This window comes from Streptomyces sp. NPDC096136, assembly GCF_044763325.1.
Taxonomy (GTDB): domain Bacteria; phylum Actinomycetota; class Actinomycetes; order Streptomycetales; family Streptomycetaceae; genus Streptomyces.
Genome location: NZ_JBIWFZ010000012.1, coordinates 183,054 through 205,015, shown reverse-complemented (window position 1 = coordinate 205,015; position 21,962 = coordinate 183,054). Strand labels below are relative to the sequence as shown.

Below are 21,962 nucleotides of genomic sequence, written 5' to 3'. Positions count from 1 at the left end.
CCCTTGTCAGATCCGACGGTAGCTCGTGAAGAGGAACCCGGCCTCTTCCAGTACGGAGGCCGGTGCGAGCCGGTGCGGAACCGTGACGGAGGGGCCGCCTGCGATCCGCTGGGCGCCGCCCGCGGTGAGTGTCGGGGAGATCGTCAGGCACAGCTCGTCCAGCGCGTCGGCGGCGACGAACTGGCCCAGCAGCCGGGGCCCGCCCTCGGTCAGCTGGCGCCGCAGCCCGCGCGCGGCCAGCTCCCGCACGGCCCGCGCCGGGTCCACCCCGGCGCCCTCGCCCGCCACCACGACCTCGACCCCGGCCGCGGCGGCCTCGGCGACCCGGTCGGACGGGGCGCCCGCGCCGGTCAGCAGCAGGGTGGGCACCAGGGGGGAGGTGAACAGGGGGAGGGTGAAGTCAAGGTCCAGGCTCGCGCTGACCACCGCGATGGCCGGAGCGGGGCCCTGGCCGGCGGCCTCGCGCCGGGCCGCGAAGGCCTCGCGGGCCCGGGCCGGGCGGTAGCCCTCCTGGCGAACCGTTTCCGCGCCGGCGATCACCACGTCCGCCAGCGCCCGCAGGGTGCCGAAGATCCGCATGTCGGTCTCGCCGGAGATGGGCTGCGAGCGCCCGTCGTGCTGGGCGGCCCCGTCCAGCGTCGACACCATGTTCGCCCGCAGCCAGTGCGCGCCGGGGGCCAGGTCGGGGTAGGCGTAGGCCTCCGCCAGCTCGTCCAGCGACCACGCGCGGTCGGCCGCGGCCCCGGAGGGGCCGGATGTCTGATCGGTCACAGGGAACAGGCGTCGCATCGGTGCAGTGTGACACGCCCCGTAGAGTTAAGAGCTGTGTCAACATCACTCTCCACCTCCGGTCCTGCCTCCGGGCAGCCCCCGATAGCCGACGCGGGTCCGCTGGCCCTGTGCGCCCGTGAGCCGCGCGTGCCCGCCGAACGGCTGGTGGCCGAGATGGTCCCGCCGCCGCGCTTCGACTCGGTGCGCTTCGACACCTACGACCCGGACCCGGCCCAGCCGAGCCAGACCGAGGCCGTCACCGTGCTGAGCGGCTTCGCCGCCGGCCTCGGCGGGGCCCACGCCAGCGGCGCCGGCAAGCGCAAGTGGTTCCAGAAGAAGGCGCCGGCCCCGGCCGCCGGCCCCCGCGGCGTCTACCTCGACGGCGGCTACGGCGTCGGCAAGACCCACCTGCTGGCCTCCCTCTGGCACGCCACCCCGGCCGAGCCCGCGCTCAAGGCCTTCGGCACCTTCGTCGAGCTGACCAACCTGGTCGGCGCGCTCGGCTTCCAGCAGACCGTGCAGACCCTGGGCGGACACCGGCTGCTGTGCATCGACGAGTTCGAGCTGGACGACCCCGGCGACACCGTGCTCGTCTCCTCCCTGCTCAGCCGCCTGGTCGAGCAGGGCGTGGCGCTGGCCGCCACCTCCAACACGCTGCCCGGCAAGCTCGGCGAGGGCCGCTTCGCCGCCGCGGACTTCCTGCGGGAGATCCAGGGGCTGTCCGCGCACTTCCGGCCGCTGCGCATCGACGGCCAGGACTACCGCCACCGCGGCCTGCCCGAGGCCCCGGCGCCCTTCTCGGACGAGCAGGTCGCCAAGGCCGCGTACGCGACCCCCGGCGCGAGCCTCGACGACTTCCCCGGCCTGCTGGAGCACCTGGCCAAGGTTCACCCGAGCCGCTACGGCGCGCTCACGGACGGGATCGCCGCGGTGTGCCTGACCGACGTCGTCCCCGTGCCGGACCAGTCGACGGCGCTGCGCCTGGTCGTGCTGGCCGACCGGCTGTACGACCGCGAGGTGCCGGTGCTGGCCTCCGGGGTGCCCTTCGACCGGCTTTTCAGTGAGGAAATGCTCAACGGCGGTTATCGGAAGAAGTACTTCCGAGCCATATCGCGGCTCACCGCGCTCGCCCGCGACGCAAAACCCCTGGTGTCCCAGTAGGTTGGGCACGGCCGGGACGCTTTCGCGGCCCGGCCGTTTCCACTTCCATGAAGGGACCCGCCATGGCCACCACGCGTACCGCGCACACCAACTGGGAAGGCAACCTGCTCAAGGGAGCCGGTGTCGTCACCCTCGACTCCTCGGGTCAGGGCTCGTTCGACGTCTCCTGGCCCTCGCGCGCCGAGGCCGCCAACGGCAAGACCAGCCCCGAAGAGCTGATCGCCGCCGCGCACTCCAGCTGCTACTCGATGGCGCTCTCGCACGGCCTCGACGGCGCGGGCACCCCGCCCACCCGGGTGGAGACCAAGGCCGACGTCACGTTCCAGCCGGGTGAGGGCATCACCGGCATCCACCTGACCGTGCGCGCCGAGGTCCCCGGCCTGGACGCCGAGGGCTTCGCCGCCGCGGCCGAGGACGCGAAGAAGAACTGCCCGGTCAGCCAGGCCCTGGCCGGTACGACGATCACCCTGAGCGCCGAGCTCGTCTGATCCCGTCCCGCACCGCCGCCTCCGGGCCCCGCGCGCACCCGCGCCGGGGCCCGGGGCCGTGCCGGGGCCCGAGGCACCCGTCGGCCCCGTTCGACGTAGAGGCGTGCCGTGCCCGGCCGATGGGCGGATAGTCATATATTTTGCGGGGGTGACCCTTTCTGTACGCACAGTGGCCGTCGCGGCCGTGCTCGGCGCCGCCCTCACCGGATGCGCGGGCGGCGCCGGCGCCCCCCAGGGCGCCGGCCAGGCCCGGATGGGCACCCCCGCCGGCTCCGGCCCCGCCGGCGCGTCCACCCCCTCCGCATCCGCCTCCTCCTCCGCCTCGCCGCAGGCCGGCGCGCCCGACCGGGTCCCGACCCTGGCGCCCGGGCCGGGCGGCCTGACGCCGGTGTTCGAACGGGCCCGGCAGCGGACCGAGAAGACCGTGGCCCTGACCTTCGACGCCGACATGACCTCCGACCAGGGTCCGCGCGCCGCCTCGGGGGAACGCTTCGACAACCCCGAGCTGATCGCCACCCTGCGCCGGCTGAAGGTGCCGTCCACCGTCTTCATGACGGGCCGCTGGGCGGAGGAGTACCCGGACCAGGCGAAGGCCATCGGCACCGACCCGAATTTCGAGATCGCCAACCACTCCTACAGCCACCACGCCTTCAAGTCCCCCTGCTACGGGCTGCCCGCGCTCGACGCGCCCGCCGCCCGGGCCGACGTGGACCGGGCCTTCGCCGCCTTCAAGAAGGCCGGGGCGGTCAACACCGTGCCCTACTTCCGCTTCCCCGGCGGCTGCTACGACGACCAGGCGCTGCGCGCCCTGACCCCCGCCAAGGTGACCGCCGTGCAGTGGGACGTGGTCAGCGGGGACGCCTTCGCCAAGGACCCCGACGCGGTGGCGGAGCAGGTGCTGGCCGGGGTGAAGCCCGGGTCGGTGGTGGTCATGCACTGCACCCACAGCGCGGCGCCGGTCACCGAGCCGGCCATCGAGAAGATCGTGCCGGAGCTGCGCAAGCGGGGGTACCGCTTCGTCAAGGTGTCCGAGCTGATGGGGAAGTAACGTTTCGTCACCGTGACCGTCACCGGCGCGCCGGCGGGCCGGGGATCAGCCGGAGCAGGCCGAGCGCTGCGCCTCCTGCCACGCGCACACCGGGCACAGCACCACGCCCGGGGTCGCGGCCCCGTACTCGGTGGGCCCGCCGCACTGCACGCAGTCCGCGTACGGCGGCCCGGGCACCCGCCCGGCGGGCGCGCCTGAGGCGGGGGCGGGACAGGAGGGGGCGGCGTCCTGTGACGGGTCCATGCGGACGAGCCCACTCAGCCCCGGCGCCCGCCCGCCAGACACGCCGCCGCCCCCGCCGCCCCGGCCAGCAGCAGCGCCCCCGCCGACGCGCCGGCCGCGAAGGCCGGCTCGGCCGCGCCCGCCCGTGCGGCCCCGATCAGCACGGACACCGCGCCGCGGGCCGGGGAGAAGGGCAGGACCAAGGCCAGCAGCGAGCCCAGGGCCGCTGCGAGGACGCCGAGGCCGCGCCCCGGCACCAGGGGCGGGCCGCACACCGCGCCCACGGCCGCCCCCGTCAGCGCGCACACCGCCACCGCCACCGCCCCGGCGAGGGCCGCCGCACCCGGTGCGTGCCCGGCCGGGTTCCCCACCAGCAAGGTGTAGATCGCGGCGAGCGCCCCGGTGAGCAGGGCCCCGCCCAGGCCGGTCAGCAGGGCCGCCGCGTGCACCCGGGCCGGGCCGCCCGCGGCCGCGGCGCAGGCGCGGGCCGCCGGGGGTTCGGCGGTGACGCAGATCCGGACCAGCCAGGCCGTCAGCGGGACCAGCCCGGCCGCGGCGTAGCCGAGGGAGTCCAGGGTGCGGTCGCCCGGCTGGATGCCGATGCCGGTGAAGACGGCGTAGACGGCGAAGGGGGCGAGCCAGCGCTGGGACCGCAGGAGCAGCGCGGCCTGGTAGCGGAGCAGGGCGGTCACGGGAGTTCCTCCACGGCGCGGATGTGCCAGGGCGGCCGGGCGGTGAGCAGCTCGCGCAGCACGGCGTCGGAGCGGTCGGCGCCGACGGTCAGGAGGATCCCGCCCCCGGGGGCGGGTACGGCCCCCTGCGGCGGGACGCCGCCGGGCGGGCCGGACGCGTGGATCCGCACCGCCGCCGGCCCGCTCCGTACGAGGGGCGGCGGGCCCCCCGTACCCGGCGCCGCGTCCCGGACGGCCGCCGCGCCGGCCCGTGCCGCGGGCTCCGCGGCCAGGCTCTCCAACGCCCCGCCGAGCAGCCGGTAGCGGCGGTCGGGCAGGCCGGCGAGCCGCGCCGGGTCGTGGTCGACGAAGACCACCGTCCCTCCGGCGGCGGTGCGTTCGGCGACGGCGCGGTCCAGCTCGGCGCGGGCGGAGGGGTCCAGTCCGGTCCAGGCCTCGTCGAGGACGAGCAGCCCGGGCTCGGCGAGCAGGGCCTGGGCGACGGCCACCTTCTGGCTGGTGCCCTTGGACAGTTCGGCCATCGGGGTGCGGGCGTACCCGGCGGCGCCGAACCGCTCCAGCCGGTCGGCCGCCCGTCGGGCCGCCCCCGCGCCGGTGAGCCCCTGGATCCGGCCGAGGTGGGTCAGGTAGTCCAGGGCGGTGAGGGGCAGGGCGGCGGGGAAGCGCTCGGGGACGTACGCCGTACGGCGCGGCCGGCCGGTGATCCGCCCCTCGGTCGGGGTGTCGATGCCGGCGAGGAGCCGCAACAGGGTGGACTTCCCGCCGCCGTTGCCGCCCTCGATCCGCACGAGGGCGCCGGGTGCCAGCTCGGCCCCGACCCCCCGCAGCACCCAGGGCCGCCGCCGGCCGTAGCGGCGGCCCACTCCGGTCAGGTTCAGTGCGCCGCCGCCGTCTCGGTGACCTCGCTGGGCCGGACGATGACGAAGCCCTCGCCGCGCAGCATCAGCTGGACGGCCTCGCCCGAACCGCCGCGGATCATCGAGCCGATGGACTGGGAGCGGTGCAGCCCGGTCTCCAGCTGGGCGCTCCAGCCGACGACCGCGTCCGTGTCCACGTACACCGGGGACTGCGCGGTGACCGGGATGATGATCGGGTGGCCGTCGCAGACGACGGCGAGCTTGCCGGTGCCGGTGAAGAGGCTGTTGAAGAGTCCGCCGCCGGTCATCCCGGCGCCCTTGACCATCCTGATCTCGTACGACAGCGTCGGATCGAAGCACAGCACGTTGCGCCCGTTGACGGTGAAGGCGTCGCCGGGCTCGAAGTCGATGATGAAGCAGTTCTCGGCCCGGTGCGCGAACCAGGCCTCGCCCTGCCCGCGTACGGACATCAGGGCGAGGCCCTCGCCGGTGACGGCCCGCTTGAGCATGCCGCCGATGCCCTGGCCCTTGCGCTCGAACTGGAGGTTGCCGCGGAAGGCGACCATGGAGCCCTGCCGGGCGAGCATCTCGCCGTTGACGGCGTACTTGACGGATTTGGCGTTCTGCAGGGTCATTCCGGGTGCGGCGGCGGGCTGGGCCAGGTTCTCACCGGCGAAAAGGTCGCTCTTCATGGACATGATCCTCGCCCGGGCGGGCCACCCGGGACATCCTCCTCAAGGCGGAGCCTGGCATCCTTGACGGGATGAGCAGCCAGCACACGAACCAGACCCCAGAGGTACCCGCGGTGGGTGCGGACAGCCCCTTCCGGAAGGACCACGTACTGCGCGACGAGGCACCTCAGTTCGTCCTGCCGCTGGTCGTGCGGATCGAGAAGGCCGGGCCGCCGGCCCGGACGGACGCGCTGGAGACGGCGGCCCGGGCGGTCCTGGTCCTCCTCACGGACGAGCGCGCGCAGGGCGAGGGCGAGTGGGCGCAGGCGGTGCGCGACTGGCAGGACGCCCGGATCCGCAAGGTGGTGCGCCGGGCCCGCGGCGCGGAGTGGCGCAAGGCCGGCACCCTGCCGGGCGTCACGGTCCACGGCTCCGCGTCCGAGGTACGGGTCTTCCCGCCGGTCCCGCTGGACGGCTGGCCCAAGGAACTGGCCAAGCTCCAGGTGTCGGGCACGGACCTGGACGACCCGGAGCCCGCGCCCGCGCCGGAGCCGGGGGTGCCGGTGCTGTGGCTGAACCCGGACCTCGACATGTCGGCCGGCAAGGCGATGGCCCAGGTGGGCCACGCGGCGCAGCTGGCCTGGTGGGAACTGACCGCGGCGGAGCGCGCCCTGTGGCAGGCCTCGGGCTTCCGCCTGGCCGTCCGCACCGCCCCGCGCGAGGGCTGGGCCCGGCTCAGCGGCAGCGGCCTTCCCGTGGTCCGCGACGCGGGCTTCACCGAGATCGCCCCGGGCAGCTGCACGGTCACGGCCGACCACCCGGCCCTGCGCGCCCGGCTGTGAACGGGCCCGCCCGGGTGCGGCCCCGGCGGGAACCTCAAATGTTGCTCTGAACGTCCCCTCTCGGTGGTTGGCCCGATCCCGTCCGGGCCATGACATCCGCACAGAGTCCTTGAGAGGGGGCGAGGGGGACATGAAGCCCATGGCACGCCTGGGGGTGGGCATCGGCTGGCGGCCGGAGATCGCGGAGGCGGTCGAGCGGCTCGAAGGCCTGGACTGGGTCGAGGTGGTGGCTGAGAACGTCTGTCCGGGCCACCTGCCCGACTCCCTGCTGCGGTTGCGCGAGCGCGGCGTACGGATCGTGCCGCACGGGGTGTCGCTCGGCATCGGGGGCGCCGACCGGCCCGACGCGGGGAAGCTGGCCGCGCTCGGGGAGCGGGCCGTGGCGCTGGGCGCGCCCGTCGTCACCGAGCACATCGCCTTCGTGCGGACCTCCTCGCCCGCGCTGGAGGCCGGGCACCTGCTGCCCGTGCCCCGGACCCGGGACGCCCTGGCCGTGCTGTGCGAGAACGTGCGGATCGCCCAGGACGCGCTGCCGGTTCCGCTGGCGCTGGAGAACATCGCCGCGCTGGTGTCCTGGCCCGGCGAGGATCTGACCGAGGGGCAGTTCCTGACCGAGCTCGTCGAGCGGACCGGGGTGCGGCTGCTCGTCGACGTCGCGAACCTGCACACCAACCGGGTGAACCGGGGCGAGGACCCGGCCGCCGTGCTGGATTCGATCCCCCTGGAGGCGCTGGCGTACGTGCACGTGGCCGGGGGCGTGGAGCGCGACGGCGTCTGGCACGACACGCACGCCCGCCCGGTGCCGCCGGTGGTGCTCGACGTGCTGGCCGGGCTGCGCGAGCGGGTGGACCCGCCGGGGGTGCTGCTGGAGCGGGACGACGACTTCCCGGAGGGGGAGGAGCTGGCCGGCGAACTGGAGCGGATCCGCGCCGTGGTGGGGACGGGGACCGGGAAGGCGGCGCCCGCGCCCGTCGTCGTGCGCGACGGGGCCCCGGAGCCCGCCGGCGAGGCCGCGCGGACCCGGGTGGGGCTCGGGCAGGCCGCGCTGTTGTCGGCGCTGGTCGCCGGGACGCCCGTGCCCGAGGGGTTCGACCGGCAGCGGGTGCGGGTCCAGGCGCGGGCACTGGCCGCCAAGCGGGCCTCCGTGGTGGCGAAGGTCGCGCCCGAGCTGCCCGGGATCCTGGGCGGGCCGGAGGCCTTCCGCACGGCCTTCCTGGAGTACGCGCGGCGGCGTCCCATGAGGGACGGGTACCGGCGCGACGCGCTGGACTTCGCGGAGCACCTGCTGATCCGGGACCTGCCGCAGGACCCGGCCGCGCGCCGACGGCTGACGGCCTGGTGGCGGGAGCGGGCCGGGGTGCGGCCGCCCCGGCGGATCGTGCGCTGGGTCCGTGCGCTGGCGGGGAGGCGGCGGTGAACGTCCTGGCCGTGGGTGTGTGGGTGGCCGTCGCCGTGTCGAGCCTCGGCCTGGTGCTGGGGCTGCGGCGGGGCCGGGGGCGGGTGTCCGGGACCCCCGAGGTCCACGACCTGTCCGAGGCCGCGTTCCTGGCGGGCGGGCCCGGAGCGGTCGTCGACGCCGCGCTCGTCGCGCTGCTGGGCGACGGCCGGCTGGTGGCGGGCGGCCCGGGCATCGTCCAGGAGGGGCGGGCGGCGCGGGGGGCGGACCCCGCCGAGCGGGCCGTGCTGTCGGCGCTGCGGGCGGCGCCGTCCGGGTGGCTGTACCAGGTGCGGTACGCCGCGATGCTGGACCCGGCCGTGCAGGAGACCGGGGACGCCCTCGCCGCGCGCGGGATGATCGCGGCGCGCCGGCCGGGGCGGGGCCTGCGGCGCTGGGGGCTGGTACAGGCGGTGGTGTGCGCGGTGCTGATCCCGGTGTCGCTGCCGGTGACCTTCGTGGCCATGGCGCTGACGCGGGAGTCCCAGGTGCCGTTCGTCCTCAAGGTGCTGCCGGCGCTGGTGGCCGGCATCGTGGCGGGCGCGCTGGGTGCCCGGCGGGCCGGGCGGCGGGTGACCCCGGCGGGCCGGGCCGCGCTGGAGCGGGCCCGGGCGCGGTACGCCGCCGACCCGAGCCCGGCGGTGCGGACCGCCCTGTTCGGGCTGCGGGGGCTGCGGGATCCGGGGCTGCGGGCGCAGCTGGTGCCCGCGGCGCGCGGGACCCGGCTGGCCGCGGCCCAGGCGCGGGGGCGGGCGTCCGCCGGGCGGTCCTCGCACTCCTCCGACTCCGGCTCCTCCGCCGACCTCGTGCCCGTGCTGTGGTGCGCCTCCGCCGACACCGGCGGGTCCTCCGGGTCCGGCGGCTGCGGCGGCGGTTCGAGCTGCGGGGGCTCCGGTTCCGGCTGTTCCGGGGGGTCCGGCTGCGCGGGGTCCTCAGGCGGTTCGAGCGGGTCGAGCTGTTCCGGCGGGTCGAGCTGTTCGAGCGGCTCCAGCTGCTCCAGCGGTTCGAGTTGCGGCAGTTCGTCCGGTTCCAGCTGCTCCAGCAGTTCCTGACCTCCCCTCACATCGGCGTCACGGGCTGCTCACGCTTGCGCAGCGCGGCTTCGGACCGGGCGGCGGCTGCTCGTCACGCTGGACCGGGAGCGGGCGGCGGACCCCTCGCGGCGGTGGCGGTCCGCGGGCTGGGCGCCGTACGCGACCCGGGCCTGCGCGCGGCCGTCGCGGCCCGGCCGGCCCGATCCGCACGTCACGGCCCGTGCTCCGACCGGGGCCACCCGGCCGGGCGTGCGGCGGTGCGGCTGTACAGCGGCGGGGACCTGACATCTCATCGGACAGGACGATGAGACGAAGGGGTCGCCATGCGGACGACGCTCGCGCGTTTCGGAGCCGCCTCGGCGGCCCTCTGCCTCACCCTGTGCGCCCCCGCCGCGGCCCGTGCCAGCGGCCCGGGGCCCGCCGACGGCCGGGTCGCCGCCGAGGACGCCGGGGCCGAGCTGGTCGCCCGCCGGGCCGCCGCCGCTGCCGCCCTGCGGCCCGTCGCCGGTGCGGCCGGGACCCCGGCGCAGGGCGTGCGGCCCGCGCGGGGCACGCGGCCGACCCAGGGCGCCCGGCCGGTGACCCGTCCCGTGCCCCGGCCCGGCCCCGCCGGGGCCTGGCGCCCGCTGGAGTTCCTGCCGTGCCCCGCCGCCGAGGAACTGCCGGAGCCCGTACGGTGCGCCACGCTGCGGGTCCCGCTCGACTACGCCCGCCCCGACGGCCCGCAGCTCTCCCTCACCGTCAGCCGGGTCCCCGCCTCCGGCCGCGGGGGCGCCGTCCGCCAGGGCGCGCTGGTGTTCAACCCCGGCGGGCCGGGGGCCTCCGGGACCTGGTTCCCCCTCCTCGCCGACCGCGCCGCCTGGGGCCGGGTGGCCGCCGCCTACGACCTCGTCGGCTACGCCCCGCGCGGAGTGGGCGGCTCCGACCCGCTGACCTGCCAGGACCCCGGCGAGTGGCCGCAGGGGCCCACGCAGGTCCCGGCCGAGCCCTCCCCCGCGTACAAGCGGGAGCGGCTGGCGGCCGCCCGGACCTACGCCGCGGGCTGCGCCCGGCACGCCGGTCCGGCCCTGGCCCACTACACCACCCTGGACAACGCCCGTGACCTCGACGTGCTGCGCGCCGCCCTCGGCGAGCGCCGGCTGAGCTTCGTCGGCGCCTCGTACGGCACCTACCTGGGCGCCGTGTACGCCACCCGCCACCCGGACCGGGTGCGTCGCATGGTGTTCGACTCGGCGGTCGACCCGGACCCGCGCCGCGTCTGGTACCTCGGCAACCTCGCCCAGGCGGAGGGGTTCGAGCGCCGCTGGGCCGACTTCCGCGCCTGGACGGCCCTGCACCACTCCACGTACGGGCTGGGCACCAGCGCGGAGGCGGTGGGGGCCGCGTACGAGAAGGTCCGCGCCGCCGTGGCGCGCACCCCGGCGGGCGGGGTGGTCGGTACGGGCGAGCTCCGGGCGGCGTACCTCCAGGCCGCGTACTACGACGACGTGTGGCCGGAGCGGGCCGCGGCGCTCGCCGCCTACCTGCGCGGGAACCCGGCCCCGCTCGTCCGGCAGGCGGCCCGCGACCCGGCGACGGCGCGGGAGGCCGCCAACGCGACGGCGGTCTACACGGCGGTGCTGTGCAACGACGCCCCCTGGCCCGCCGACTGGGGGACCTGGGACCGCGACCACACCGCACTGGCCCGCCGCGCCCCCTTCGAGACCTGGGCCAACGCCTTCCTGAACCTGCCGTGCGCCGACTGGCCGGTGCGCGAGCGGCAGCGTCCGGTGGACGTCGGGGCGCTGCCGGCGGGGCCGCGGCTGCCGCGGACGCTGATCGTGGCGGCGGAACGGGACGGGGCGACGCCCTACCCGGGCGCGCTGGAGCTGCAGCGGCGGCTCGGCGCCGGCGCCGCGCTCGTCACGGAGCGGACGGCGGGCGGCCACGGGGTGGCCGGCGGACGCAACGCGTGCGTGGACCGGCATGTGGAGCGGTACCTGCTGACGGGGACCACCCCGGGGTGGCGCGCGACGTGTGCGCCGCATCCGGAGCCCGCACCGGTGACACTGGACGAGGGGCCAGCGAGCGCTCCCAGGGCGCTGCTGCCACCACTCGTCTGAACTTCCGGGCGGGATCTCCGGCTGCGTCGTTTCGGGGGCATGGCCTCCCGATCCACCGGAGGCCGCTCCTCAGCGAGAGCGCGGTCGTCCTCCGGTCCTTCCCCCCAGGGGAGGTATCAGGCGAGCCCTGCCACCAGATCGGCGACGGACTTGCGGCGCCCGGTGTAGAAGGGCACCTCTTCACGGACGTGCATCCGGGCCTCGGAGGCACGCAGGTGACGCATGAGGTCGACGATGCGGTAGAGCTCGTCGGCCTCGAAGGCCAGCAGCCACTCGTAGTCGCCCAGGGAGAAGGAGGCGACGGTGTTGGCGCGGACGTCGGGGTAGCCGCGGGCCATCTTGCCGTGGTCGGCGAGCATGCGGCGGCGGTCCTCGTCGGGCAGCAGGTACCAGTCGTACGAGCGCACGAACGGGTAGACGCTGACGTAGTCGCGGGCGACCTCGTCGGCCAGGAAGGCCGGGATGTGCGACTTGTTGAACTCGGCGGGGCGGTGCAGGGCCATGTTCGACCACACCGGCTCCAGCGCGCGGCCCAGCCGGGTGCGGCGGAACAGGTTGTAGGCGGTCTGCAGCTCGTCCGAGGTCTCGGCGTGCCACCAGATCATGATGTCCGCGTCGGCGCGCAGGCCGGAGACGTCGTAGGTGCCGCGGACGGTGATGTCCTTGGCGGCCAGCTGGTCGAACAGCTCCTGGACCTCGTCGGCGTAGCCGCTGCGGTCCTCCGGCAGGACGTCCTTCAGCTTGAAGACGGACCACAGGGTGTAGCGGATGACCTCGTTGAGGTCCTTCGCCTTCTTCCCCGCGTTGGGAATCTTCTCTGGTGCAGTCATGTGTCCATTGTCCCGTGTGCTGATCAGTGCTCGGTGCCAGGGGTGGCCATCGAGGCGGTGACCGCGTCCGCGGCCTTCCCGGCGCTCGCGATGCAGGCCGGGATCCCGACGCCGTCGTAGAGGGCTCCGCAGACCGCGAGGCCGGGCACGGCCGCGACGGCGGCCCGGATCCGGTCGACGCGGGCGAGGTGGCCCACGGGGTACTGGGGCAGCCCGCCGTCCCAGCGGGTGACGGTGGAGGCCACCGGCCGGGCGGCCAGTGCGACGGCCTCGCCGAGGTCGGCGAGGGAGACGTCGACGAGCTCGTGGTCCTCGCGCTTCAGGTCGCCCTCGTCGCCGTGGCGGCCGACGGAGGTGCGCAGCAGGAAGAGCTCGGGGTCGGCTCCGGCCCAGGCCCACTTGTTGCTGGAGAAGGTGGACGCCTTGATCGTGCGGCCGTCCACGGGCGGTACGAGGAAGCCGCTGGCGGACCCGTCGGCGAGGGCCGGGGGCAGGTCGGAGCGGCGGAAGGCCATCGTGACCAGGGCCATGGAGGCGTACTCGGCCTCGCGCAGCCCGGCGGCTGCCGCGGGGGCGAGGGCGTCGAGCAGCCGGGCGGCCGGGGCCGCCGGGGTGGCGAGGACCACCGCGTCGGCGTCGAACGGCTCCCCGTCGGTGGTGATCCGCCAGCCCCCGGGCGTACGGGCGATCCCGCGCGCGGGGGTGCCGGTCAGGATCCGCGCCCCGGCGGCCCGGCAGGCGTCGGCGACGGCGAGCGGGAGCCGGCCGATGCCGCCGGAGATCCCGGCGAAGAAGGCTCCGGTGGCGGCGGCGCCGGTGACCGTGGTCCGCTCGGCGGCCGTACGGGCGGCGGCCCCGCTCTGGAGGGCGCGCACGCCCTCGGTCAGCGTGGGGTGGGTGCGGACGGCCTCGAAGAGGGCGGGGACGGCGGCCCGCATCGAGATGCGGTAGGCGTCTCCGGCGTAGACCCCGCCGAGCAGGGGCTCGACCAGCCGGTCCACGACCTCGCGGCCCATCCGGGCGGCGACGTACTCGCCGACGGCGACGTCCTCGCCGACCTCGGTGGGCGGCAGCGAGGCGTCGGCGGCGATCCGGGCGAGGCCCTCGGCGGACAGCACGCCGGAGGCGGCGAGCGCGGCCGTGTCGCCGGGGACGCCCATCACGTGGCCGCGGGGCATGTCGCGCAGGGCGCCCCGGGTCCACAGCCGGGCGGTGGCGGTCGCCGGGGGCTGGAGCGCGTCGCCGAGGCCGACGGCCCGGGCGAGGTCCAGGGCCTCGGGGCGGCGGGCGAGGACGGACTCGGCGCCGAGGTCGACGGGGGCCCCGGCGAGCTCGCCGGCGTACAGCTTCCCGCCGAGGCGCGGGCCGGCCTCCAGGAGGGTGACGCGGACGCCGTCGGCGAGCAGCCGGTGGGCGGCCGCGAGGCCCGCGATGCCGCCGCCGATGACGACGACATGGCGGGACGGCCCCGGCCGTCCCGCCCCGTTCGTACGCGTGTCCGCTTCGTGCATGGACACATGGTCTCAGACCGACCGGCGAGGCCGGAACGTGACCGCATCGGAACCGGGTCGGGATCCGGGGGGCGAAACCCGCGGCGGCGGCCCGTACGTCGAAACGGGCACATCTGCCGATCCCCGGGGGGTACTTGACGATGCACACGTTCAGCGGACACCGGCGCGCGGCGGCGGCCCTGGCCTGCCTCTGCCTGGCCGGGGGCCTGGTGCTCACGGGCTGCAGCGCCGGAGGCGGGGCGTCCGCCTCCGGCGACCGGGCGGCCGCGGCGGCCCCGCGGGAGGCCGCGCCCGGCAAGCCGGGGGCCGGGGCGGCCGCTCCCCCGGCGGCGGACGCCAAGGGCCAGGCCCAGGTTCCCGTCCGGCCGAACGTCATCCGTACGGGGAGGCTGGGCATCGAGACGGCCGAGCCGCAGAAGGTGATCGCCGCGGCCCGTACGGCGGCCGAGGGCGCGGGCGGGTACGTGGGCGCCGAGACCACCGATCGGGGCGGCGACGGGCGGATCACCTCGACGCTGACCCTGCGGGTGCCCGGGGACCGGTTCGACGCGGTGATCGCCTCCCTGGAGGGCGCCGGGAAGCTGCTGAACCGGAAGGTGGAGGCGCAGGACGTCACCGAGAAGGTCGCCGACGTCGACAGCCGGGTGAAGTCGCAGCAGGCCAGCGTGGCGCGGGTGCGGGAGATGATGGAGAAGGCCTCCGCGCTCAGTGACGTGGTCATGCTGGAGAGCGAGCTGAGCCGGCGCCAGTCGGACCTGGAGTCCCTGCTGGCCCAGCAGAACGCGCTGAGGGACCAGACCTCGATGGGCACGCTCACGGTGTCGGTCTCGCAGCCCGCTCCGGCCCCGGTGGAGAAGGACCCGAAGGGGGACGGGGAGCCGGGCCTGGGCGACGCCCTGGGCGGCGGCTGGGCGGTGTTCGTACGGCTGGTGCGCTACCTGGCGCTCGCGGTCGCGGCGGTGCTCCCCTTCGCCGTCGCCGCCGCCCTGGTGGCCTTCGGGTTCCGGGCGTACCGCAGGTTCCGTCCGGCGAAGCCGAGGACGGGCCTGCGGCGGACCCCGGTGCCCCGGCAGCCCTCCGTCCCGGCGCCCGGACCGGCGCCCGCCCCGGCGGCCGGAGCGGGGGACGTCGAGGACTGAGGGGCCGTCCGCCCGTAGCGTGTCCCCGTTGGCGGAGGCGACGGCGCACGGCGCGGAGGGCGGGCAGAGGGATGGCGGCGGAACGACTGGTGGTGGTCGGCGGGGACGCGGCGGGGATGTCCGCCGCCTCCCAGGCGCGGCGGCTCAAGGGGCCCCGGGAGCTGGAGATCGTCGCCTTCGAGCGCGGGCACTTCACCTCGTACTCGGCGTGCGGGATCCCGTACTGGATCGGCGGGCAGGTCGCCGAGCGGGACGACCTGATCGCCCGCACCCCCGAGGAGCACCGCGCCCGGGGCATCGACCTGCGCACCCGCACGGAGGTCGTGGAGCTGGACCTGCCGGGGCGCCGGGTGCGGGCCCGCGACCTGGACAGCGGCGCCGAATCCTGGACGGGCTGGGACAAGCTGGTCCTGGCGACCGGCGCCCGCCCGGTCCGGCCGAAGCTGCCGGGGATCGGCGCGCACGGGGTGCACGGCGTCCAGTCCCTGGACGACGGCGAGCGCCTGATGGGCACCCTGGAGCGGACGGAGGGCCGCCGGGCGGTCGTGGTCGGCGCGGGCTACATCGGGGTGGAGATGGCGGAGGCCCTGGTCCGCCGGGGCTACGAGGTCACCGTCCTGCACCGGGGCCCGCAGCCGATGGCCACGCTCGACCCGGACATGGGCGGCCTGGTGCACGGCGCGATGAACGCCATGGGCATCGTCACGGTCTCGGGGGCCGAGGTGGTGGAGGTCCTCACGGACGAGGAGGGCCGGGCCCGCGCGGTGGCCACGGCGGCCGGCGACGCGTACCCGGCGGACGTGGTGGTGCTCGGCATCGGCGTGGAGCCCCGCACCGCCCTGGCCCGCGCGGCGGGGCTGCCGCTCGGGGAGTCGGGGGGCCTGCTGACGGACCTGTCGATGCGGGTCCGGGGCCACGAGGACGTCTGGGCGGGCGGCGACTGCGTGGAGGTGCTGGACCTGGTGGCGGGCCGCGAACGGCACATCCCGCTGGGCACGCACGCCAACAAGCACGGCCAGGTCATCGGCTCGAACGCGGGCGGCGGCTACGCGACGTTCCCGGGCGTGGTCGGTACGGCGGTCAGCAAGGTCTGCGACCTGGAGATCGCCCGTACGGGGCTGCGCGAGAAGGACGCCCTGGCGGCGGGGCTGCGCTTCGTGACGGCCACGATCCGCTCGACGAACACCGCGGGCTACTACCCGGGGGCGGCGGAGATGACGGTGAAGATGCTGGCGGAGCGGCGGACGGGGCGGCTGCTGGGGGTCCAGATCGTGGGCGGGGCCGGGTCCGCGAAGCGGGTGGACGTCGCGGCGGTGGCCCTGACGGCGGGGATGACGGTGGAGCAGGTGGTCTCGCTGGACCTGGGCTACGCCCCGCCGTTCTCCCCCGTCTGGGACCCGGTCCTGGTCGCCGCGCGCAAGGCGGTCGCGGCGGTCCGGTCGGCCGGGGTCTAGGCCCTGCGGGGCCCGCGCCCACCGGGGCCCGGGGCGTGCCCCGGACCCCGGTGGGCGGGGGGCTAGCGCTGCGTCTTCGTGTGGACGTAGTCCACCAGGCGGGTCAGGGCCTCGGGGTCCGTCGTCGGGAGGACGCCGTGGCCGAGGTTGAAGACGTGGCCCTCCAGGCCCGCCGCGGCCGCCAGGACCTCGTCGGTCTTGGCCTCCACGGCCTCCGGGGTGGAGAACAGGACGGCGGGGTCCAGGTTGCCCTGGAGCGCCTTGCCGGGGCCGACCCGGCGGGCGGCCTCGTCCAGCGCGACCCGGTAGTCGACGCCCACGACGTCCGCGCCGGCCTCGCCCATCAGGCCGAGCAGCTCGCCGGTGCCCACGCCGAAGTGGATGCGCGGGACGCCGTAGGAGGCGACGGACTCCAGGACCTTCGCCGACGCCGGCATCACCGAGCGGCGGTAGTCCGCCGGGGACAGGGCGCCGACCCAGGAGTCGAAGAGCTGGACCGCGGAGGCGCCGGCCTCGATCTGGACCTTCAGGAAGGCGGAGGTGATCTCCGCGAGGCGGTCCAGGAGGGAGGCCCACAGCTCCGGGTCCCCGTACATCAGGGCCTTGGTGTGCTCGTGGTTCTTGGACGGACCGCCCTCGACGAGGTAGCTCGCGAGGGTGAACGGCGCGCCGGCGAATCCGATCAACGGGGTGCCGCCGAGTTCACCCGTGAGCATGCCGATCGCCTCGGTGACGTACGCGACGTCCTCCGGGGTGAGGTCGCGCAGCTGTGCGAGGTCCTCGCGGCGGCGGATGGGCTGGGCGACGACCGGGCCGATGCCCGGCTTGATGTCGAGGTCGACGCCGATGGCCTTGAGGGGCACGACGATGTCGGAGAAGAAGATCGCCGCGTCGACGCCGTGCCGCCGCACCGGCTGCATGGTGATCTCGGTGACCAGGTCGGGGCGCATGCAGGACTCCAGCATGGCCGTGCCCTCGCGGACCTTGCGGTACTCGGGCAGTGAGCGGCCGGCCTGCCTCATGAACCACACCGGGGTGTGCGGGACCGGCTCGCGCCGGCAGGCCTTCAGGAAGGCGGAATCGTACGTCTGACTCGGCTGGCCCTGCGGGCTGGTAGTGGCGCTCACGCGGCAAATCTTCGCACGTATGAAGAAGTGCCCGACCCGGGGCGGGTGTCCCTGCGGCGCACGGGCGCCCGTTCCGCCTAGTCTTCCCGGCATGGCTGCGGCTCAGGGACGATTTTCAGATGGCGCTGACGGTGTGGACGGCGCGAAGGAGAGCTCGGTCCCGCTCCCGTTCCGACGGGCGGTCGACGGCTTGCGGAAGGCGCGTCTGCGGCCCGGGATCGAGATCGACCCCACGAAACCGCCCCAGCGGCTGGCACCGTACGCGTACGCGCTGGAGGCGGCGGTCGTGGACGGGGAGGACGACCTGGCCGACGGCAGGCTGATCCTGCTCCACGACCCGGCCGGGCACGACGCCTGGCAGGGCACCTTCCGGCTGGTGACGCTGGTGCGGGCCGAGCTGGAGCCGGAGATGGCCGCGGACCCGCTGCTGCCGGAGGTGTGCTGGTCCTGGCTGACCGGGGCGCTGGAGGCGCGCGGGCTGGCGTACGGGGAGCCCGGTGGGACCGTGACGCGCGCGAGCTCGCACTACTTCGGCGGGCTCGGGGACCGGCGCCCGGCCACGCAGATCGAGATCAGGGCCTCGTGGACGCCGCGGGAGGGGGTGGGCGGGGTGCCGGACACCTCCGCGCACCTGGCGGCCTGGTGCGAGCTGCTGTGCCAGATCGCGGGGCTGCCGCCGGCGGGGCCGGCGGAGGGGGCGCCGGGCGTGGTGTCCCTGCCACAGCGGCGGGGGCCGCACCACCCGTAGCGGGCGGCCCGGCGGGCCGTCCCGAGGGGGCGGGCGGCGGCCGGACGGTGTCCGGCGGCGGGGGACGATCGTTCAGGTTCGTGACGGGGCGTCAAACCCGTGCGGTCATGGCGGGCTTCTGATCATCCCTTGATCGATCGTGCGTCCGAATTGCCCGAATTGTTACTCACCAAATCGTGATCATTCCCTAAAGCCGGGCGGGTGACGTGCCGAAGGAGTCAGTGACCATCCGCACGGTGCGCACCGGCTTCCTTCCCCGAGCCGGCCCGTCCCGCCACTCCCCCAGGAGGCCTAGGTGTCCGTTCTTCTCGAGCAGCCCGCAAGCCTGGTCGCCTACCGCCCGAACAAGCCGACGGCCATGGTCGTCGTGGCCGACCCGCGCGTCCGTTCCACCGTGACCCGCCATCTGTGGGCCCTCGGAGTCCGCGACGTGATCGAGGCGTCGTCCATCGCGGAGGCCCGCCCCCGCGTCGGCAGCCCGCGCGACATCTGCGTGGCCGACGTCCACCTGCCCGACGGTTCCGGTCTCACCCTGCTCTCCGAGACCCGCGCCGCCGGCTGGCCGAACGGCCTGGCCCTGTCCGCCGCCGATGACATCGGAGCCGTGCGCAACGCCCTCGCGGGCGGTGTGAAGGGCTACGTGGTCACCGGCACCCGCACCAACATCGGTCTCCCCACCCGGCCCGGCGCCGCCCCCATCGGCGCCGCCGCCGCCCGTATGCACCGCCGCCCCCCGGGTGCCCCGAGCCACCCGGGCGGCTACCGGGAACTGTCCGGCCGCGAGGTCGAGGTCCTGCGCCTCGTCGCCGAGGGCCAGTCCAACAAGGCCATCGGCGTCTCGATGGGCCTGTCCGCCCTGACCGTCAAGTCCCACCTCGCCCGGATCGCCCGCAAGCTGGGCACCGGCGACCGGGCCGGGATGGTCGCCGTCGCACTCCGGACGGGGATCATCCACTGACCGCGCCCTGAGGCTCCGGGCCGGCCGCCGGCGAACCCGGCAGGGCCCGCGCCTCCCCCTTCGCGCCCGTCGACGGAACGTTCCGGCGACGGGCGCGTCACATACACGGATACCCTTGACCGGTGACCGACGCCCAAGAGACCGCAGCACACCTGCGCACCACCACCGGGGGCGGCCCCCCGGACGAAGAGGTTTCGTCCGATGGGCTGCCGATTCCCTTGCTGGAGCCCCGCGAGGGCATCCCGCCCGTCGTGGCCGACGCCGCGGCGCTCGCCCGGGTCGTCGCGGCCTTCGCCGCGGGCACCGGCCCCGTCGCCGTCGACGCCGAGCGCGCCTCCGGCTACCGCTACGGGCAGCGCGCCTACCTGGTGCAGCTGCGCCGCGAGGGCGCGGGCTCCGCACTGGTCGACCCGGTCGGCTGCCCGGACCTCTCCGCCCTGGGCGGGGCCCTGTCCTCCACCGAGTGGATCCTGCACGCCGCCACCCAGGACCTGCCGTGCCTGCGCGAAATAGGCATGGCCCCCACCACCCTGTTCGACACCGAACTGGCGGGCCGCCTGGCCGGCTTCCCCCGGGTCGGGCTCGGCGCGATGGTCGAGAGCGTGCTCGGCTACCAGCTGGAGAAGGGGCACTCCGCCGTCGACTGGTCCACCCGCCCGCTCCCCGAGCCCTGGCTGCGCTACGCCGCGCTGGACGTGGAGCTGCTGGTGGACCTGCGGGACGCGCTGGAGAAGGAGCTGGACCGGCAGGGCAAGCTGGAGTGGGCCCGCCAGGAGTTCGACGCCATCGCCTCCGCCCCGCCCGCCCCGCCGCGCAAGGACCCCTGGCGGCGCACCTCCGGCATGCACAAGGTGCGCCGCCGCCGGCAGATGGCCGTGGTCCGGGAGCTGTGGGAGGCCCGCGACCGGATCGCGCAGCGCCGTGACGTGTCCCCCGGCAAGGTGCTGGGCGACGCGGCGATCGTGGAGGCCGCCCTGGCCGTCCCCGCGAACGCGCACGCGCTGTCGGCCCTGCCCGGCTACGGGCAGCGGATGGGCCGGCGCCAGCTGGACCAGTGGATGGCCGCCGTGGAGCGGGCGAAGGCCCTGCCCGAGAGCGAGCTGCCGCAGCCCGGGGCGGCCCCGTCCGGCCCGCCGCCGCCGCGCTCCTGGGCCGACAAGGACCCGGCCGCCGCCGCGCGGCTGTCCGCGGCCCGCGCGGCCGTGTCGGAGCTGGCCGAGGGGCTGAACCTGCCGCAGGAGAACCTGATCACCCCGGACACCGTGCGCCGGCTCTGCTGGGAGCCGCCCCGCCGCGCGGACGCGGACGCGGTGGCCGAGGCCCTGGCGGGCTACGGCGCCCGCCCGTGGCAGGTCGAGCAGGTCACCGCGGCCCTGGTCGCGGCCCTCGCCGCGACCGGCTGAGCCGGAACGCGCCGGACGAGGACGGGGTCCTCACTCCATCGGAGTGAGGACCCCGTCCTCGTCGCGGTCGAAGCTGCCGGCCTTCTCGCCGTAGACCTTGTGCTTGCCGAGCCACTGCTCGGAGATGGTGTGCAGGTGGGTCGCCGCCCGCTCCCAGACGATCTGGTGGCCGGCGCAGGAGAGCCGGAACATCAGCTTCTTGGGCCCCGGGATCTTCTTGTAGAGCTCGGGCACCGAGAAGTAGAGCAGCCCCAGGCTCGGGTCGGTGTTCACGATCGAGTCGTGGGCCCCGTAGACGATGCAGACCGGCACGGTGTTGCCGAGGACGTTGTGCAGGGGCACGGTCGTGCTGTTCCATCCCCACCAGTACGAGTTGCGCACACGGTTCAGCCCCGTCGGCGCACCGGCCGTCGTGCCTCCCCACAGGGCGCCGACCGGGTCGGCGCCGAGGATCGCCTTCCACACCTCGTCGACGATGCCGTTCTCACGCTGGTCCGGGCACTTCAGGTCGTTGGCCCACGAGGATTCCAGGCCCGCCTTCGACGCCACGGTCATCGGGAAGCCGAAGGCCGCCGCCGGCGTGCCCACCGGCAGCGCCACCGGTGCGCCGAAGTCGGTCCCGGCCTTGCTCTGCCTTCCGTTGGGCGGGAAGATCGGCGCCACCAGGAAGAGGCCGGCGACCTTGTCGGGGTGCTGGATGGCGTACGGCCCGAACACCTGGGAGGCGGCGGACCAGCCGATCAGGTCCACCTTGGCGGTGGGGTCGCCGATCTCCTTGCGGATGTGCGCGACCACCGTGTCCACCTCGTCCCAGTCGCTCTGGGAGTTGTTGATCTGGAACGGGTACTTCGCGGGGTCGCCGGGCGGCGGGAGGGTGGGGATCGGGTTGGGGTGGAGCAGGGGGCGCTGCGCGGGGCTCACGTTGAGCGGCTCGTCCATCTCCGGCCGGTACGACAGCCCGGACCCCTGGAGTTCCATCACGAAGACGTCGTAGCCCGCCTTCGCCAGTTCCTCGGCCCAGCTGTACTTCTTGAACTGGAGGTCGAATCCCGCCAGCGCGGGGACGCTGCGGCCGTGCAGCATCAGGACGGGCTTGCGCGGACCCGTCGCGCTCCTGCGCTCGCGCACGAAGAGCTGGACGGTCTGGCCGGCATTGGCCGGGATGGTCGACTTGTGGTCGACCAGGTGGTCCTTGGAGATGGTCGAGGCCATCACGGGGCTCCGTTCCTCTTTCGCGGGTTCCGGGCGACCGCCCGGCCCGGCCCAGGATTCGCCCGGGCCCGCGTCCGCCGCCTTCGACAGGACCGGGCCGGGCCCGTCGGCGACCCGATCGGGTGCTGCCGCCGCGCCGATCGGCCGGGCGCGCGCCGGGGGCGTGGCGGGCGTGCGGACGGGGGCCGAGTGTGACCTTCGCCGCTCCCGGCCCCGGGGCTGTCCACACGGGTTACCCGCAAGTAGCATGGGCCGGG

21 protein-coding genes are annotated in these 21,962 nt (G+C 75.6%); 12 read left to right on the top strand and 9 right to left on the bottom strand.

What is annotated here, in order from left to right:
* Nucleotides 1–6: 6 nt before the first annotated feature.
* The gene (locus ACIRBY_RS24590; protein ID WP_403903920.1) at nucleotides 7–789 is read right to left on the bottom strand and encodes a pyrimidine reductase family protein; all 783 of its coding nucleotides are present in this window, start codon (nucleotides 787–789) and stop codon (nucleotides 7–9) included.
* 36 nt (nucleotides 790–825) lie between these two features.
* On the opposite strand from ACIRBY_RS24590, the gene zapE reads away from it, so the two are divergent.
* The 3 genes from zapE (at nucleotide 826) to ACIRBY_RS24575 (ending at nucleotide 3,468) form a co-directional block, all read left to right on the top strand.
* Nucleotides 826–1,932 carry a cell division protein ZapE gene (zapE, locus tag ACIRBY_RS24585; RefSeq protein ID WP_403903917.1) on the top strand — a complete coding sequence of 369 codons (1,107 nt, stop codon included), beginning with the start codon at nucleotides 826–828 and terminating at the stop codon, nucleotides 1,930–1,932.
* 62 nt (nucleotides 1,933–1,994) lie between these two features.
* Nucleotides 1,995–2,420 carry an OsmC family protein gene (locus ACIRBY_RS24580; protein ID WP_403903915.1) on the top strand — a complete coding sequence of 142 codons (426 nt, stop codon included), beginning with the start codon at nucleotides 1,995–1,997 and terminating at the stop codon, nucleotides 2,418–2,420.
* Nucleotides 2,421–2,568: 148 nt separating this feature from the next.
* Nucleotides 2,569–3,468, top strand: a complete 900-nt coding sequence (locus ACIRBY_RS24575) for a polysaccharide deacetylase family protein (protein WP_403903913.1) — start codon at nucleotides 2,569–2,571, stop codon at nucleotides 3,466–3,468.
* A gap of 45 nt (nucleotides 3,469–3,513) precedes the next feature.
* Here the strand turns inward: ACIRBY_RS24575 and ACIRBY_RS24570 are convergent, their stop codons facing one another.
* The 4 genes from ACIRBY_RS24570 to ACIRBY_RS24555 are packed head-to-tail and all read right to left on the bottom strand — an operon-like array spanning nucleotide 3,514 to nucleotide 5,931.
* The gene (locus ACIRBY_RS24570) at nucleotides 3,514–3,711 is read right to left on the bottom strand and encodes a hypothetical protein (RefSeq protein WP_403903911.1); all 198 of its coding nucleotides are present in this window, start codon (nucleotides 3,709–3,711) and stop codon (nucleotides 3,514–3,516) included.
* Nucleotides 3,712–3,725: 14 nt separating this feature from the next.
* On the bottom strand, nucleotides 3,726–4,382 hold the full coding sequence (locus ACIRBY_RS24565) for an ABC transporter (RefSeq protein WP_403903909.1): 657 nt from the start codon (nucleotides 4,380–4,382) through the stop codon (nucleotides 3,726–3,728).
* The gene (locus ACIRBY_RS24560; RefSeq protein ID WP_403904005.1) at nucleotides 4,379–5,260 is read right to left on the bottom strand and encodes an ATP-binding cassette domain-containing protein; all 882 of its coding nucleotides are present in this window, start codon (nucleotides 5,258–5,260) and stop codon (nucleotides 4,379–4,381) included. The genes ACIRBY_RS24565 and ACIRBY_RS24560 overlap by 4 nt, the downstream gene beginning before the upstream one ends.
* The gene (locus ACIRBY_RS24555) at nucleotides 5,257–5,931 is read right to left on the bottom strand and encodes an AIM24 family protein (protein WP_403903906.1); all 675 of its coding nucleotides are present in this window, start codon (nucleotides 5,929–5,931) and stop codon (nucleotides 5,257–5,259) included. The genes ACIRBY_RS24560 and ACIRBY_RS24555 overlap by 4 nt, the downstream gene beginning before the upstream one ends.
* A 71-nt stretch (nucleotides 5,932–6,002) precedes the next feature.
* Here ACIRBY_RS24555 and ACIRBY_RS24550 point away from each other — a divergent pair, with 71 nt between their 5' ends.
* From ACIRBY_RS24550 to ACIRBY_RS24535, 4 genes are all read left to right on the top strand, one after another.
* Nucleotides 6,003–6,752 carry a peptidyl-tRNA hydrolase gene (locus ACIRBY_RS24550; protein WP_403903904.1) on the top strand — a complete coding sequence of 250 codons (750 nt, stop codon included), beginning with the start codon at nucleotides 6,003–6,005 and terminating at the stop codon, nucleotides 6,750–6,752.
* A 130-nt stretch (nucleotides 6,753–6,882) separates the two neighbouring features.
* Entirely contained in the window at nucleotides 6,883–8,169 is a 1,287-nt protein-coding gene (locus ACIRBY_RS24545) for a DUF692 domain-containing protein (protein WP_403903902.1), read from the top strand.
* A complete protein-coding gene (locus ACIRBY_RS24540; protein WP_403903899.1) occupies nucleotides 8,166–9,239 on the top strand; it encodes a TIGR04222 domain-containing membrane protein in 1,074 nt (357 codons plus the stop codon). Before ACIRBY_RS24545 ends, ACIRBY_RS24540 begins: the two co-directional genes overlap by 4 nt.
* Nucleotides 9,240–9,544: 305 nt before the next feature.
* Complete coding sequence (locus ACIRBY_RS24535) at nucleotides 9,545–11,323, top strand: alpha/beta hydrolase (RefSeq protein ID WP_403903897.1); 1,779 nt, start codon at nucleotides 9,545–9,547, stop codon at nucleotides 11,321–11,323.
* A gap of 116 nt (nucleotides 11,324–11,439) precedes the next feature.
* Here the strand turns inward: ACIRBY_RS24535 and hemQ are convergent, their stop codons facing one another.
* Together hemQ and hemG are read right to left on the bottom strand one after the other, a co-directional pair.
* Nucleotides 11,440–12,153, bottom strand: a complete 714-nt coding sequence (gene hemQ / locus ACIRBY_RS24530) for a hydrogen peroxide-dependent heme synthase (RefSeq protein ID WP_365158741.1) — start codon at nucleotides 12,151–12,153, stop codon at nucleotides 11,440–11,442.
* A gap of 23 nt (nucleotides 12,154–12,176) precedes the next feature.
* On the bottom strand, nucleotides 12,177–13,664 hold the full coding sequence (gene hemG, locus ACIRBY_RS24525) for a protoporphyrinogen oxidase (protein ID WP_403903894.1): 1,488 nt from the start codon (nucleotides 13,662–13,664) through the stop codon (nucleotides 12,177–12,179).
* 140 nt (nucleotides 13,665–13,804) lie between these two features.
* Here hemG and ACIRBY_RS24520 point away from each other — a divergent pair, with 140 nt between their 5' ends.
* Both ACIRBY_RS24520 and ACIRBY_RS24515 read left to right on the top strand, forming a co-directional pair.
* On the top strand, nucleotides 13,805–14,803 hold the full coding sequence (locus ACIRBY_RS24520; protein WP_403903891.1) for a DUF4349 domain-containing protein: 999 nt from the start codon (nucleotides 13,805–13,807) through the stop codon (nucleotides 14,801–14,803).
* Between the two features lie 71 nt (nucleotides 14,804–14,874).
* On the top strand, nucleotides 14,875–16,257 hold the full coding sequence (locus ACIRBY_RS24515) for an FAD-dependent oxidoreductase (protein ID WP_403903888.1): 1,383 nt from the start codon (nucleotides 14,875–14,877) through the stop codon (nucleotides 16,255–16,257).
* Between the two features lie 62 nt (nucleotides 16,258–16,319).
* Here ACIRBY_RS24515 and hemE read toward each other — a convergent pair whose 3' ends face one another.
* The gene (gene hemE / locus ACIRBY_RS24510; RefSeq protein WP_403903886.1) at nucleotides 16,320–17,384 is read right to left on the bottom strand and encodes a uroporphyrinogen decarboxylase; all 1,065 of its coding nucleotides are present in this window, start codon (nucleotides 17,382–17,384) and stop codon (nucleotides 16,320–16,322) included.
* Between the two features lie 91 nt (nucleotides 17,385–17,475).
* Here hemE and ACIRBY_RS24505 point away from each other — a divergent pair, with 91 nt between their 5' ends.
* The 3 genes from ACIRBY_RS24505 to ACIRBY_RS24495 all read left to right on the top strand — a co-directional run bounded on the left by ACIRBY_RS24505 (nucleotide 17,476) and on the right by ACIRBY_RS24495 (nucleotide 20,493).
* Complete coding sequence (locus ACIRBY_RS24505; RefSeq protein WP_403903884.1) at nucleotides 17,476–18,132, top strand: DUF3000 domain-containing protein; 657 nt, start codon at nucleotides 17,476–17,478, stop codon at nucleotides 18,130–18,132.
* A gap of 295 nt (nucleotides 18,133–18,427) precedes the next feature.
* Nucleotides 18,428–19,090 carry a response regulator transcription factor gene (locus tag ACIRBY_RS24500; RefSeq protein ID WP_007267191.1) on the top strand — a complete coding sequence of 221 codons (663 nt, stop codon included), beginning with the start codon at nucleotides 18,428–18,430 and terminating at the stop codon, nucleotides 19,088–19,090.
* A gap of 122 nt (nucleotides 19,091–19,212) precedes the next feature.
* Nucleotides 19,213–20,493 carry an HRDC domain-containing protein gene (locus ACIRBY_RS24495; RefSeq protein ID WP_403903882.1) on the top strand — a complete coding sequence of 427 codons (1,281 nt, stop codon included), beginning with the start codon at nucleotides 19,213–19,215 and terminating at the stop codon, nucleotides 20,491–20,493.
* 30 nt (nucleotides 20,494–20,523) lie between these two features.
* On the opposite strand, the gene ACIRBY_RS24490 is transcribed toward ACIRBY_RS24495, so the two are convergent.
* Nucleotides 20,524–21,705, bottom strand: a complete 1,182-nt coding sequence (locus tag ACIRBY_RS24490) for an alpha/beta hydrolase (protein ID WP_403903880.1) — start codon at nucleotides 21,703–21,705, stop codon at nucleotides 20,524–20,526.
* Nucleotides 21,706–21,962 lie beyond the last annotated feature (257 nt).